The organism is Micromonospora sp. CA-263727, from assembly GCF_050942455.1.
Lineage (GTDB): Bacteria > Actinomycetota > Actinomycetes > Mycobacteriales > Micromonosporaceae > Micromonospora.
This window is the reverse complement of record NZ_CP192031.1, coordinates 5,070,483-5,084,915: the sequence shown is the minus strand read 5'-3', so window position 1 is coordinate 5,084,915 and position 14,433 is coordinate 5,070,483. Positions and strand designations below refer to the sequence as shown.

The following is a 14,433-nucleotide window of genomic DNA, read 5'->3' as shown; positions in this document are numbered from 1 at the left end:
ACAAAACCGTACGTCCGTCTTGCTATTAGTGCAACCCGATGCCATCGTGTGGACGGGAGGTGCCACCATGATCCACCACGTTCAGCTGGCCTGCCCACCGGCCTCCGAAGACCGCTCGCGCGCCTACTACGTCGGCCTGCTCGGCCTGACCGAGCAGCCCAAACCGCCGGCCCTCGCGGCCCGCGGCGGTTGCTGGTTCAGCGGGTACGGCGCCGAACTGCACCTCGGCGTCGAGGACGACTTCCGCCCGGCCCGCAAGGCGCATCCCGCCCTGCTCCGACCCCGACCTGGATGCCCTCGCCGCCCGACTGGCCGCCGCCGGATACCCGGTCACCTGGGGCGACGACGAGCTGCCGGGCCTGCGCCGCTTCCATACCGAGGACGCGCACGGCAACCGGCTGGAGTTCCTCACCCCGCGATAAGGAGGGGGCCCTTCTTAACGCCTGGTGTAGGTAAAGGGTCCCTTCCTAACGGAACGACCGCGTGCTCAACGAACGACCGCGCGGCGTCGGCGGGGTGCGGCCTGATGCGCGGGTGGCGGTGTTTCCGGGCGGGGGGAGCGGGAAAGCCCGGCGGGCAGGAGGTCACGACCGAGGGGAGGGACCCGTGTGGCAGCAGGGCCGGTCCACCGCCATCGCCACCCGTGAGCGCCTGGCCCCGGTCGCCGGTGCGCCGCTGTGGTGCGACGCGCGGGAGTTCGGACTTCGCGGCGACGGGGTGACCAACGACCAGCCCGCGTTGTCGGCCCTGGTCGATCGCCTCGGCGAGGGGTACGTCGCGGACGGCCGGGCGCGCGTCATCTACTGCCCGCCGGGGATCTACTCGATCCGGGACGCGGGAACGGTCTGGCGCAGCGGGGTGTCGCTGGTCGGCGCCGGGCCGGGAGCGACCCGGTTCATGCTGAGCAACGAGGGCAACCGCGCCGATCCGACGCCGCTCGCCTTCTGGACCACCGTGCAGCACGGCGCGGACCGTGACCGGCACATCGCCGACTGCACCTTCGCCGACTTCGAGATCGACGGCTCGGGTGTGGCCATGGCGTCGTACAGCTATCTCGCCAAGGGGCTCGGTCTTCAGTACGTGGTGCGGGGCGTGTTCCGCAACCTCTTCATCCATCACACCGCCGCGACCGGGCTGGGCTGTGACTTCCTCCAGGACAGCCTGATCGACGGGGTGGTGGTGGTCGGCTGCGGACGGCTGGACAACGGCGAGGAGATGGGCGGCGCGGGCATCGGTATCGGCATCGGTGGCTGGGGTGACGTGGAACGCTGCACGATCAGCAACTGCACCACGCTCGGCAACGGCACCAACGGGATCTTCCTGGAGTTGCAGAAGTCGTACTGGGCCTCGCCGCGCGGGTACCGGATCATCGGCTGCCACAGCCAGGCCAACCGGTTCGGCATCTCCGACTGGGGTGCCGACGGGCTGATCGTCTCCGCCTGCACCATCACCGGCAATCTGGAGGCCGGCTTCGACGTCTCCGCCAACGGTACGGCCGGGGTCGCCGGCCGTGGCGGCATCCTCAGCGACTGCGTCATCGACCGCAACGTCCGCGACGGCATCAGCATGGGTAACACCCCCGGCCCGTACACCATCCGGGGCAATCGGATCAGCGGCAATGGCGGGTACGGCTACCACCAGCACGATCTCGGCAACGGCTACCAGGGCGCCGCCTCGGATGTGGTGATCGACAGCAACGACTTCTGGGACAACGGGCTGGACGCGATCCGGGTGGACCGGCCGATGGTCGACGCGGCGGTGGTCGACAACCGGATCCGCAACAACGGCCGGCAGTGCGCCGTGGCGGCGTGCGGGGCCGGTGAGTCGGTGCGGTACGCCCGCCGGTCCATGACGGACCGGTCCGCGCAGTGGCCGACCGACGGGCACCGGGGCAAGGTGCTGCGGGTCGGCTCGCGGGTGGCGGTGGTGGTCGGCAACACCGACACCGACCTGGACCTGGCCGAACTGCGGCCGGACGCGGCGACCGCATGGAACGAGGACGTGCCAAAGCCCGGCACCGGATACGAGTTGCCGGCCGCCGCGCCGGTGCGGTCCGGCATCGCCATCAACGCGCGCTTCGAGTCCGCGATGGTGCGCGGCAATCGGATCTGGGACAACCGCGAGAACCCCACCCAGAGCTACGGCTTGTGGGTCACCGATCGGGGTGCCTGCGTCTCCTGCCGGGTCGAGGAGAACGACCTCGCCGGCAACGCCGAGGGTGCGCTGCGGTTGGACCGCCAGCCGGTGGGCGGCCGATGGGACCGCAACCACGTCGAAGTGGACTGACGCCGGCCGTGGCGGCCGGGTCGCTCAGCCGGCCTGGTCCGCCGGGCTGGCCGAGGCCGCCTCGGCGTGCCGGTCGCGCAGACGGGCCCGGATCTCCTCCGGGGTGTACGCGCGCCGCCGCCGTTCCGCCCGCGCGATCACCACACCGGAAGCCGCGACACCGGCCAGACCGGCCAGGCCGACGATTTTCCACCACCGCATTCGTCGCCGCATCCGCTTAGGGTAGTCCTTCATGAGCATCAGCCTGGACGACGCGGTGGAGCTGACCCGTACCGGCGACGTGTGGGTGTTCCGCGGTCGCAGCGTGCCCGACCGCGCCATCCAGTTGACCACCAACAGCCCGGTCAACCACGTGGGCATGGCGGTGGTGCTGGACGACATGCCGCCGCTGATGTGGCATGCCGAGTTGGGCCGGTCGTTGCCGGACCTCTGGACCGGCAGCCACCAGCGCGGTGTGCAGCTGCACGACCTGCGGAACGCGGTGAGCGTGTGGGCCAACCGGTACGGCCAGCGGGCCTGGCTGCGCCAGCTCGACCCGCCGGCGGACGCGGAGATGGAGCGGTCGGTGCTGCGGACCATCGCCCGGTTGGACGGTACGCCGTTCCCGTCCACCGCGCGGCTGGCCTGGCGCTGGCTGCGCGGGCGGGTGCCAGCGCCACGGCTGCCGTTGCCGGCGGCCCGGCAGCGTGCCGCGGCCGGCCGCGAGCGGGCCCTGGAGACCGCGTACTGCGCCGAGGTGGTCGCGGTCACCTACGAGGAGATGGGGTTGCTGCCCGCCGGCCGGCGGCCGAACTGGTACGACCCGGGCCGCTTCTGGAGCGGCGACGACCTCGGTCTGCGCGGTGGCGCCCGGCTGGGCAGCGAGATCGAGGTACGGATCCCGTCCCGCTGAGGTGCGGGCACCGCCCGTTTCGCGTCCCGGGATGACGTGATTAGGCTGTCGCGTCGGTGACGACGAGGGGGGACCTCATGTCAGTGCGACCGGCCGCTGCGGAGACCGGCGACGAGACCGCCGACGCAACCGGCGACGGGACCGGGGATGCAACCGGCGATGCGACCGGGGACGAGACCGGCGGCGGAACCGGGAAGCAGACCGGGGACGAGACCGGCGGGCGGACGGTGCTCAGGCTGATCGCCTCCGCGCCGTGGGTGGTGGTCCTGCTCGCCGCCGCGTTGTTGGTGGTGCTGCTGGTGGTCGCGGTGCTGTCGTTCCGGGGCCCGGAGCGGCCGGCGGAGTCGGCGCCCGTGCCGCCGATGAGCCTGCCGATCCCGGCCGCCGCGGGCACGCCCGCGCCGACGGAGAGCCCGAGCGGCCCGAGCGGCCCGAGCCGGTCGGGCGCCGCGTCGCCCACCCCGAGTGGAGCGTCGGCCGAGCCGCTGGTCCCGTCCCGGACCGCGTCGCCCGCCGGCCGGTCGGAGGCCAGCCGATCGCCGGCCGGCGTCGCTCCCGAACCGTCACCATCGACCACCGGCGGTGGCACGCTCGCCGCCAGCTACCGGGTGCTCGCCGATGACGAGGAATCCTTCCAGGCCCGGCTGGTGGTGAGCAACGGCAGCGGCGCGTCGAGTGACTGGCGGGTGGAGCTGAGGTTCACCGGGGAGGTCACCGGCGTCCGGGCCTCCAGCGGCCCCGGCGTGTCGGTGACCATCAAGGACCGTGGGTGGTACCTGCTCAGTGGCACCGGCCCGCTCAATTCCGGGGCAGAACAGACCGTGCAGCTGCGGTTCACCCGCACCGGGGGTGGGGAGTACCCGGCACAGTGCACGGTGAACGGGTCCGCGTGCGCGCTCGGCTGACCGTACTGTTGGGACACCTGGTGATTCGCCGGGTACTTCCGGGCATAGCTCTTGATCGTTACGCTTGCCGGGCTGCCCGCTGAGGAGAGACATGTCCGGTATGCGTCGCGCTCCGCGTCAGGTTCCGCCCCACGGCCCCGCCGCCGTCACGTCCTCACCCTGGATCCTGTTGTCGGTCGGGGTCGCCATGATGGTGGCGCTCTTCGTCGTCGCGGTCGGGACGTACCGGGGGCCGGGGCCGGATTTCAGCCCGGTGCCGCCGGGGCCGCCGGCGGTTGCCGCACCCCTGCCGGAACGGGCCTCGTCGACGGGGCGGGAGGCGTCGGCGGCCTCGGCGCGGCCGTCACCGGCCGTGCCCGGACTCTCCCCACGCCGGACCGACCCGCCGAGCCCGACCAGCGCCGCGTCGGCCACGCCCGCACCGACGAGCGCAGCGCCGACGGCGCCGGCCGTCCCGGCGCCGTCGCGTACCACCACCGCGCCGTCCGCCGCGCCGCCGCCGTTGACGGCGCGGTACCGGGTGCTGAACACGTTCCATGGCGGTTTCATTGCGGAGGTGCTGATCCGCAACACCTCCGGCCGCGACCTGGGCTGGGTGGCGCGGGTGGCGTACCCGGGCGGTCGGGTGGTCACGGCCTGGCTGGAAGGCGTTCCACAGGGGACGTTCAGCGGCTCGGGTGGCACCCTGACCTACCGCAGCGGCCCGGACCTGGCCGGCGGCTCCTCGGTCGCGCTGCGCTTCCACATCGAGTACGCCGATTCCCGCCCGGCGAGCTGCGCCGTCTCCGGGAGCGCCTGTAGCGACGGTTGACCGCGGTCCCGCTGCGGACCGATCCCCTTTCAGCCTTGCGCAAGGAGCCGGCAATGTTGCGGGCCTGTTTGCAAGGTATTGCAGAATGTTTCGGCAAGGGCTAGCGTGCGGGCCAATCAGCGACCAGAGGAAGGCCGTCGATGAAACCGCCGCCGATACCGCGCAAGCCCGTGCTGGCCCTCGTCCTCCTGCTCGTACTCACCCTGGGCGGCGCGCCCGTCGCGGTGCAGCCCACCGCCGCGGCGGCCCAGCCGGCTGCCGGACAGCTCAGCGCCGTAGGCGCCGGCCCGGGACAGCTCGACGCCACCGGTGCCGTCAGCTGGCACACCGAGCCTTCCGCCGCGGCCCTGCTCGCCGCGGGGACCAACCGGGCACGGGCCGAGCAGTTCTACTTCGTCCTGCCGGACCGGTTCGCCAACGGCGATCCACGCAACGACCGGGGCGGCCTGGCCGGGGACCGGCTGCGCACCGGGTACGACCCCAGGGACAAGGGGTTCTACCACGGCGGTGACCTCAAGGGGATGATCGACCGGCTCGACTACATCCAGGGATTGGGCACCACCGCCATCTGGCTCGCCCCGGTGTTCAAGAACCGGCCCGTGCAGGGCAGGGGCGACGACGTCTCGGCCGGCTACCACGGCTACTGGATCACCGACTTCACCCAGGTCGACCCGCACTTCGGCAGCGCCGCCGACCTGAAGAAGCTGGTCCAGTCCGCGCACCGGCGCGGGATCAAGGTCTACCTCGACGTCATCGTCAACCACACCGCCGACGTCATCAGCTACGCCGAGGACCGCTACACGTACGTCGACAAGTCGACCGCGCCGTACCGGGACGCGCAGGGCCGGCCGTTCGAGGACCGCAACTACGCCGACGGCAGCCGCGCCTTCCCGGCGGTGAACGCGGACTCCTTCCCGTACACCCCGACCTTCGAGACCCCGGCGGACGCCAAGGTCAAGGTCCCGGCCTGGTTGAACGACCCGACCATGTACCACAACCGGGGTGACTCCACCTTCGCCGGTGAGAACAGCGAGTACGGCGACTTCTTCGGCCTCGACGACCTCTGGACCGAGCGCCCCGAGGTGGTCCGCGGCATGACGAAGATCTACGCCGACTGGGTGCGGTCGACCGGCGTCGACGGTTTCCGGCTGGACACCGTCAAGCACGTCAACCTGGACTTCTGGCCGCAGTTCAGCCAGGGCATCGACCGGGCCGCGGCTCGCGCCGGCAAGAAGGACTTCTTCATGTTCGGCGAGGTCTACAGCGCCGACCCGGAGATCACCTCCGACTACGTACGGCAGGGTGGCCTGCCCGCCACCCTGGACTTCGCCTTCCAGGAGGCGGCCCGTGGCTTCACCGCCGACGACGGCTCCGCGAAGGCGCTGGCCGACGTGTACGCCCGCGACGACCTGTACGCCGCCCGGGACACCCACGCCGGCCGGCTGCCCACCTTCCTCGGCAACCACGACATGGGTCGGATCGGCTCCTTCATCGCGGGCGGTCGCACCGACCCCGCCACCCACCTGCGCCGCGACCAGCTCGCCCATGAGCTGATGTTCCTCACCCGTGGCCAGCCGGTGGTCTACTCCGGCGACGAGCAGGGCTTCACCGGACCGGGCGGGGACAAGGACGCCCGGCAGAGCATGTTCGCCTCGCAGACCCCGGACTACCTCGACGACGACCTGCTCGGCACCGACCGTACCCACGCGGTCGACCAGTTCGACCGGGCGCACCCGCTCTACCGGGGCATCGCCGAGCTGGGCGCGCTGCGCCAGGCGCACCCGGCGCTGCGCGACGGCGTGCAGGTCACCCGGTACGCCGCCGACGGCCCCGGCGTCTTCGCCTTCTCCCGCTTCGACCCGGACAACCGCACCGAGTACGTGGTGGCGGTCAACAACGCCGCCACCGCCCAGACTGTCACCGTGGAGACCTGGTCGGCCGGTGCCACCTTCACCGGCATCTACGGCGGCACCGGCGCTCCGGTCGCCGCCGGTGACGGCAGGCTGACGGTGACCGTGCCGCCGCTGTCGGCGGTGGTGCACCGGGCCGGCACGCCGGTCGCGCTGCCCACCGCCAGGCCGGGCCTCACCATCACCGCCCCCGACGCGTCGCCGGCCACCCGGGCCGGGATCACCGCCCAGGTCACCGGGGATCCGCTGGCCACCGTCACGGTCGCCGCCCGGGTCGACGGCGGCAGGTGGACGCTGCTCGGCTCCGCGCACCGTGCCCCGTACACCGTGCACCACGACCTGACCGGCCTGCCCGCCGCCACGAAGGTCGAGTACCGGGCGGCGGTCCGCGACGGCCGGGGCCGCACCGCGACCGCCCGCGCCACCGCCACCGTCGGCACGCCGGAGCGGTCCGGCGCGTCCCGTGACTGGCTGGTGGTGCACTACCAGCGCCCCGACGGCGACTACGCCGACTGGGGGCTCTACACCTGGGGTGACATCGATCCGGCGTACGCGACCGAGTGGCCGAAGGGGCAGCCGTTCGCCGGCACGGACGCCTACGGGCGGTTCGCCTGGGTGAAGCTCAAACCGGGCGCGAAGTCGGTCGGTTTCCTGGTGGTCGACGCCGACGGCAACAAGGACGTCGAGAACGACCGGACCGTCGACGTGACGCAGACCGCTGAGGTCTGGGTCAAGCGGGGCGACCCGGCGACCTACCCGAGCCGGGAGGAGGCCGCCGGGGAGCCGGCGCCGCCGGTCGAGGATGGGCTGGCGGTGATCCACTATCGCCGCTCCGACGGCAACTACGACGGCTGGGGCCTGCACCTGTGGGACGGCGCGGCCAACCCCACCGACTGGGCCAGGCCGATGCCGCCGACCCGGATCGACTCCTTCGGCGCCGAGTTCCGGGTGCCGCTGGCCGACGGCGCGACCGGGCTGAGCTACATCGTGCACTCCGGCGACGAGAAGGACCTGCCGCAGGACCAGCGGCTCGACTTCGCCGACGCCGGGCGCGAGGTCTGGTTGCTCGCCGCGACCCCGGGCCGTCTGCTGCCGGCGAGCGCCACCGGCACCGGTACGGACACCGACATCACCCGGCAGCGGGCGCACTGGATCGACCGGTCCACCGTCGCCTGGCGCACCGGTCCCACCGACGGTCGGGCGTACGCGCTGGTGACCGCGCCCGCCGGTGGGGTAGGCGTGGTCGACGGCGAGCTGGTCGGGGCGTACACCGAACTGCCGCTGACCGCGCAGCGCAACGGGCTCACCGAGGCCCAACGCGCGGCCTTCCCGCACCTGTGGGATCACCGCGCCTTCACCCTCGACCGGAGGGACCTGGGCCGGGTGCCGGCGGCGCTGCGCGGGCAGCTGCTGGTGACCGAGCGGGCCGCCGACGGCACCCTGCTCGGCGTCACCGGCGTGCAGATCCCGGGCGTGCTCGACGACGTGTACGCTCCGGCCACCCGGGCCAGTCTCGGCGTCACCTTCACCGGCGGCGCGCCGACCCTGGCGGTCTGGGCGCCGACCGCCCGGACGGTCTCGCTGGAACTCTCCGACTCGCCCACCGCGACGCCCCGCACGGTGGCGATGAGCCGGGACGACCGCACCGGCGTCTGGTCGGTACGGGGTGCGCGCGACTGGACCGGCAGCTACTACCGGTACCGGGTGCAGGCGTGGCAGCCGGCCGCACAGCAGCTGGTCACCGCCGCGGTGACCGACCCGTACTCGGTGGCGCTGGCGGCGGACTCCACGCACAGCCAGATCGCCGACCTGACCGACCCGAGGCTGGCCCCGGCGGGCTGGTCGTCGCTGCGCAAGCCGGCCGCGGTGGCCTCCGCCAAGGTGCAGATCTCCGAGCTGTCGGTACGGGACTTCTCCATCGCCGACGACAGCGTGCCGGCGCACCGACGGGGCACCTTCCTCGCCTTCACCGACCCGGCGACCGCCGGCATGCGGCACCTGAAGGCGCTCGGCGACGCCGGGGTGACCCACCTGCACCTGCTGCCCGCCTTCGACTTCGCCACCATCCCGGAACGGCGGGCCGACCAGCGGCAGCCGGGCTGCGACCTGGCGGCCCTGCCGCCGGACTCGGAGCGCCAGCAGGAGTGCGTCGCCGCGGTGAAGGAGGCCGACGGCTACAACTGGGGGTACGACCCGCTGCACTACACCGTCCCGGAGGGCGGGTACGCCGTCGACCCGGACGGGACGGCGCGCACCACGGAGTTCCGGCAGATGGTCGCCGGGGTGAACGCGGCGGGCCTGCGGGTGGTGATGGACGTGGTCTACAACCACACCTCGGCCGCCGGCACCGACCCGAAGTCGGTGCTCGACCAGATCGTGCCCGGCTACTATCACCGGCTGCTCGACGACGGGGCGGTGGCCACCTCCACCTGCTGCGCCAACACCGCCCCCGAGCACGCCATGATGGGCAAGCTGGTGGTCGACTCGCTGGTCACCTGGGCGAAGGCGTACAAGGTGGACGGGTTCCGCTTCGACCTGATGGGCCACCATCCGAAGGCGAACATCCTGGCCGTACGCGCCGCGCTGGACAAGCTGACCGTGGCCCGGGACGGCGTGGACGGCAAGAAGATCCTGCTCTACGGCGAGGGCTGGAACTTCGGCGAGGTGGCCGACGACGCCCGGTTCGTGCAGGCCACCCAGGCAAACATGGCCGGCACCGGTATCGGCACGTTCAACGACCGGCTGCGCGACGCGGTGCGCGGCGGCGGGCCCTTCGACGACAACCCGCGCCGGCAGGGCTTCGCCTCGGGGCTCTTCACCGACCCGAACGGCGACCCGGTCAACGGCTCGGCCGCCGAGCAGCGGGCCCGGCTGCTGCACCAGCACGACCTGGTCAAGGTCGGGCTGGCCGGCAACCTGCGCGGTTACCGGTTCACCGACTCGGCGGGCCGGGCGGTGACCGGTGCCCAGGTCGACTACAACGGCGCGCCGGCCGGCTACACCGACGCGCCGGGTGAGTCGATCACCTACGTCGACGCGCACGACAACGAGATCCTGTACGACGCGTTGGCGTACAAGCTGCCGCCGGCCACCTCGCCGGCCGATCGGGCGCGGATGCAGGTGCTCGCGCTGGGCACGGTGGTGATGAGCCAGGGCGCCGGCTTCCTCACCACCGGCACCGAACGGTTGCGGTCGAAGTCGCTGGACCGCAATTCGTACGACTCGGGGGACTGGTTCAACCAGATCCGCTGGGACTGTGCGCAGGGCAACGGGTTCGGTGTCGGCCTGCCGGCGGCGGAGGACAACCGGGACAAGTGGCCGTACGCCCGGCCGCTGCTGGCCGATCGCGCGTTGGTGCCGGACTGCGCGGCGGTCGAGCTGACCGACGCCCGGTACGCCGAGCTGCTGCGGATCCGGGCCTCCTCGCCGGTCTTCGGGCTGCCCACCGCGCAGGAGGTGCAGCGGCGGGTCGCCTTCCCGCTCTCCGGTCGGGAGGAGACGCCGGGGGTGCTCACCATGACCCTGGACGCCCGCGGCCTCGGTGGGGCGTGGAAATCGGTGACGGTGGTCTTCAACGGCACCCCGCAGGCCGCGAGGCAGCAGGTCACCGGGTTGCGCGGGGCGGACGTGGCGCTGCACCCCGTGCTGCGCTCCTCGGCCGACGAGGTGCTGCGTACGGCGTCGTTCGAGTCGTCGAGCGGTACGTTCACCGTGCCGGCCCGCAGCGTGGCGGTCTTCGTCCAGCGTTAGGACGCGGACCGGCCCCCTTCCAGCTTGCGGAAGGGGGCCGGTCCCGGTCGGAGCCGGTGTCAGCACCGGTCAACCAGGTGGGTCAGCCGAAGCAGCCCCTCGGCGTCACCGGGCTGCCGAGGCAGTTGGTGGGACGGTTGTCGGTGATCACCGACTTGTCGTCCAGCTCGACGCCGTTGTTGGTGGTGAAGACGCCGCCCGGCTTGTTCGTGGCGAAGTTGTGGGCGACCTTGGTCTTGGTCAGGTAGACCCAGCCGTTCTTGTTGAAGATGCCACCGCCGGTGGCCCAGGGACCGACGGCACGGTTGCCGTCGACCTCGGTGTCCCGCAGTGTGGTCTTGCTCTCGTCGTTGAACAGACCGGCACCGAAGAATCCGGCGACGTTCTCCTTGATGCTGCTGTCGTCGACCGTGGCGGTGCTCCAGCCGACCACCGCCAGACCGCCGCCGACGCCCGCGGTGCTGTTCTTCGCGACCGTGCTGTGCGCCAGCGTGAGCTGGCTCTTCTTGGCCGCGAGGAGACCGCCGCCGGCGATCAGTGCGGTGTTGTCGGTGACCTTCGAGTGCTTGACGGTGGTCTCGCCGCTGAGGTCGAGGAGACCGCCGCCGAAGCCGGTGGTCTGGTTGCCCTCGATCTCGGACTTCTCGACGAAGAGCGTGCCGTTGTCGATGCCGGCGATGTGCAGCTTCTCCTTGTACGGCTTCACCTTGACCAGGCCGTTGGAGATGCCCGCGCCGCCGATGATCGCCTGGTTGTCCGCCACCGACGACTTCTCGATCTTGAGTACGCCGACGTTCAGGATGCCGCCGCCGAAGAGGAAGGCGGTGTTCTCGTCGACCCGGCTCTCGCTGAGCCGGGTCTGGCCGTAGTTGGCCACACCGCCGCCGTTGGCGCCGGACTGGTTGTTGACGAACTCGGTGTCGATGACGTCCGCGCGACCGCCGGGCTGCACCAGCAGGCCCGCACCGTCGAAGAAGCCGGGCTCCCAGCTTCCCTTCGCCTCGACCTCGGCCAGCCCGTCGGACTCCCATGCCGCCCCGTCGGCCTGCGCGGCCGGTGCCGACGGTGCGTCGGCCTCGGGTGCGGCGGCCGGGGCCTTCGGCCCGGCCAGCAACGCCGTGGTGAGCGGCTTGCCGGACTCCAGGTACGCGGTCGCCGCCGCGGAGCCGGAGAACTGCGACCACGCCTCCAGCGGGGTCGGTGCCGACAGCTTCCGGTGCGGCTCGGTCTGCCCGCCCTTGATGGTCAGGCCCTTGAGGGTGAGTTCCCCGCCGGGGCCGACGTTGAGGATGCGGAACGGCTTGGCCGTGGCGTCCCGTTCGATCTTGGTCTTCTTGCCCTTGAGCGTGATCGGCTGGGTGATCTTCGGAAGGCCGTTGCCCCACTTGTCGTGCCGGGTCAGCTTGTAGGTGCAGTGCTCGGCCAGCTTCAGCGTCGCACCGTCCCGATTGTTGGCGAGGGTGATCGCCTCGATCAGCTTGTCGGTGTCGCAGGGCACCTCCCTTCCCCGCTCGTCGTCACGTTCGTCGCGGTCCTTCTTGCCGTGCTTGTCGCCGTCCTGGCTGACCTGCTGGGCGGTCGACCACTTCGGGCTCTCGCCCCCGACCGCCCCGGCGCCGGTGGCGACGCCGACCGCAGCGATGCTGACCACGCCGGTCAGCCCGGCTACGCCGCTGGCAACCCAGAACTTGCGGCGACGCTTCGGCACAGAAGGCCGATCATCGTTGTTCGGTAGGTAGTTGGACATCGGAGCTCTCTGCCCTCTCTTCGTACCAGACAGGGTCGTCCCGCCACAGGCGGGCGTCCCCGCTACAAATCGGTTGTAGCTCCCGAAACCAACGGTATGAGAACCTTCTTCGCCTCGCCGGCAAATGCGAAACAACCCCACATTAGGTTTCATTCGCCCTGCCTCCACCCACCGCGCCCTGCCGTCCCGCCAAGGGGTGAGTGGGAGGAGGGCTCCTCGGGGCGCCGGTTGGCGGCCGGAGGAGCCCTCCAGTTATGTGGTGTGGCTGTCGATGGTCAGCCGAAGCAGCGGTTCGGGATGACCGGGCTGCCCAGGCAGTTGGTCGGGCGGTTGTCGGTGATGCTGGACCTGCTGTCGACGGTGACGTCGTCGTTGGTGGTGAAGACGCCGCCCGGCTTCTGGGTGGCGAAGTTGACGGCCACCTTCGTCCGGATCAGGCTCACCTTGCCGCCGTCGTTGAAGATGCCGCCGGCCCGCGCGTTCCCGCCGACCGCCTGGTTGGCGAGGACCTCGGTGTCCCGCAGGACGGTGAAACCGAAGTTGTACAGGCCGCCGCCGTCGGAACCGGAGACGTTCTCCTTGATCAGGCTGTGCTCGACGACGGCCCTGGCGTCGGTGCCGACGCCGATGCCGCCGGCCCGACCCTCGGTGGCGTTCCGCGCCACCACGACGTTCTTGAGGGTCAGCTGGCCGCCCCGGTTGGCGACCACTCCGCCGACGTCGGAGGCCGCCACGTTGTCGGTGATCTCGCTGTGGCTGGCCGAGGTGGTGCCGCCCTCGTCGAACAGGCCGCCACCGTCGCCCGCGGTCCGGTTCTGGCGGATCTTGCTCTTCCAGATGTAGACGGTGCCGCCCTCGGTCGCGTATCTGCCACTGGTGCCGTTGGCGATGCCGCCGCCGCCGAGACCGGAGCTGTTCTGCGACACCTTGGACTCCTCGACGTTGAGCACCCCGGCGTTGAAGATGCCGCCGCCGAAACCGCCGGCGCTGTTGCGCTCGATCAAGCTGTCACGGACCCGGGTCGAGCCGAAGTTGGCGATGGCCCCACCGTCGCCACTCGTGTGGTTCTGCACGAAGGTGCTCTCCTCGACGACCGCCCGGCCGCCCTGGTGGACCAGCAGCCCCGCGCCCTCGGTGGGCGTGTGCCCGTGTGCGGGATCCGGTGCGGGCGCCGCCGCCGGTGCGGCGTTGGACCCGCTCCGCTCCGATCCCCACTTGCCCGGCTTCGGCCGCTCCTTCTCCTCCTTGAGCTGGCCGCCCTTGACGGTCAGGCCCTTGAGGGTGAGTTCCCCGCCGGGGCCGACGTTGAGGATGCGGAACGGCTTGGCCGTGGCGTCCCGTTCGATCAGGGTCTTGTCGCCCTTGAGGGTGATCGGCTGGTTGATCCTGGGCAGGCCGTTGCCCCACTCGTCGTGCCGGGTCAGCCTGTAGGTGCAGCGGTCGGCCAGCTTCAGCGTCGCGCCGTTGGTCCGGTTGGCGAGGGTGATCGCCGCGATCAGCTTGTCGGTGTCGCAGGGCACCTCACGTACCCGATCGGCGCCCTTGCCCTTGCCGCCCCCGGCGTCGTTCCGGCCACTCCGGTCGCCCGCGTCGGACTTCTCGGTGTCCTCGGCCTTGCCCGCGTCGCTGACGTTCTGCTTGGGCGCGGATGCCTGCGCGTTCGAGGCCCGCTCCTTGTCGGCGGACTTCTGGTTGTTGCGGGCGGCGATGCCGCCCACGGCCGCCAGGCCGACGACGCCGGTCAAACCGACCACACCGGCGGCCACCCAAAGTTTGCGTCGTCCTCGTCCGGATGGGGCCATGGGGGCCTCACCGGAGGGACTCGTTAGGTCATTGGACATCAGAGCCTTCCGCCCTTCCTGCTACCAGACGGGCCCGCACCATCCGAAGAGGGCGCGAGCAGCTACAAATCGGTTGCAGCCTCCGATGACCACCGTATGAGAGCGATCCTCGCGACAAGGGCTTATCTGAAAAAAGCCCGCATTCATCTCGAATCGGGCGTCCCCCACTCAGGGCTGCCAGGCCGGGCAGAAAGCGGCTGAGCTGTACGAACAGGGACGGGCCCCGCTCGGGGCGTGCTGGACGTCCGAAACGTCGCACACCCCGGCGGGGCCCGCCGCGTATTCGTGCCG

Annotated in this window: 9 protein-coding genes and 1 pseudogene; 6 read left to right on the top strand and 4 right to left on the bottom strand. The window is 71.5% G+C overall.

Annotated features, from left to right (window positions below):
• The first annotated feature begins 67 nt into the window (after window positions 1-67).
• Window positions 68-422 (top strand): annotated as a pseudogene (locus ACQPYA_RS22170) (VOC family protein).
• Between the two features lie 184 nt (window positions 423-606).
• Complete coding sequence (locus ACQPYA_RS22165; protein ID WP_433529017.1) at window positions 607-2,286, top strand: right-handed parallel beta-helix repeat-containing protein; 1,680 nt, start codon at window positions 607-609, stop codon at window positions 2,284-2,286.
• Window positions 2,287-2,310: 24 nt separating this feature from the next.
• Here the strand turns inward: ACQPYA_RS22165 and ACQPYA_RS22160 are convergent, their stop codons facing one another.
• A complete protein-coding gene (locus ACQPYA_RS22160; RefSeq protein ID WP_433529016.1) occupies window positions 2,311-2,520 on the bottom strand; it encodes a hypothetical protein in 210 nt (69 codons plus the stop codon).
• Between ACQPYA_RS22160 and ACQPYA_RS22155 the strand changes: the two genes are divergently transcribed.
• Complete coding sequence (locus ACQPYA_RS22155) at window positions 2,519-3,178, top strand: hypothetical protein (protein WP_433529015.1); 660 nt, start codon at window positions 2,519-2,521, stop codon at window positions 3,176-3,178. The genes ACQPYA_RS22160 and ACQPYA_RS22155 overlap by 2 nt on opposite strands.
• 77 nt (window positions 3,179-3,255) lie before the next feature.
• Window positions 3,256-4,083: a hypothetical protein gene (locus ACQPYA_RS22150; RefSeq protein ID WP_433529014.1), complete on the top strand. Its 828-nt coding sequence runs from the start codon at window positions 3,256-3,258 to the stop codon at window positions 4,081-4,083.
• Window positions 4,084-4,200: 117 nt separating this feature from the next.
• Here the strand turns inward: ACQPYA_RS22150 and ACQPYA_RS22145 are convergent, their stop codons facing one another.
• The gene (locus ACQPYA_RS22145; protein WP_433529013.1) at window positions 4,201-4,632 is read right to left on the bottom strand and encodes a hypothetical protein; all 432 of its coding nucleotides are present in this window, start codon (window positions 4,630-4,632) and stop codon (window positions 4,201-4,203) included.
• 7 nt (window positions 4,633-4,639) lie between these two features.
• Between ACQPYA_RS22145 and ACQPYA_RS22140 the strand changes: the two genes are divergently transcribed.
• Both ACQPYA_RS22140 and pulA read left to right on the top strand, forming a co-directional pair.
• Window positions 4,640-4,894, top strand: coding sequence for a hypothetical protein (locus ACQPYA_RS22140; protein ID WP_433529012.1), 255 nt, complete (start codon window positions 4,640-4,642; stop codon window positions 4,892-4,894).
• Window positions 4,895-5,034: 140 nt separating this feature from the next.
• Entirely contained in the window at window positions 5,035-10,554 is a 5,520-nt protein-coding gene (gene pulA, locus ACQPYA_RS22135; RefSeq protein ID WP_433529011.1) for a pullulanase-type alpha-1,6-glucosidase, read from the top strand.
• A gap of 82 nt (window positions 10,555-10,636) precedes the next feature.
• Here the strand turns inward: pulA and ACQPYA_RS22130 are convergent, their stop codons facing one another.
• Window positions 10,637-12,301 carry a right-handed parallel beta-helix repeat-containing protein gene (locus ACQPYA_RS22130; RefSeq protein WP_433529010.1) on the bottom strand — a complete coding sequence of 555 codons (1,665 nt, stop codon included), beginning with the start codon at window positions 12,299-12,301 and terminating at the stop codon, window positions 10,637-10,639.
• 275 nt (window positions 12,302-12,576) lie between these two features.
• Window positions 12,577-14,142, bottom strand: a complete 1,566-nt coding sequence (locus ACQPYA_RS22125; RefSeq protein WP_433529009.1) for a right-handed parallel beta-helix repeat-containing protein — start codon at window positions 14,140-14,142, stop codon at window positions 12,577-12,579.
• Between the last annotated feature and the right edge of the window lie 291 nt (window positions 14,143-14,433).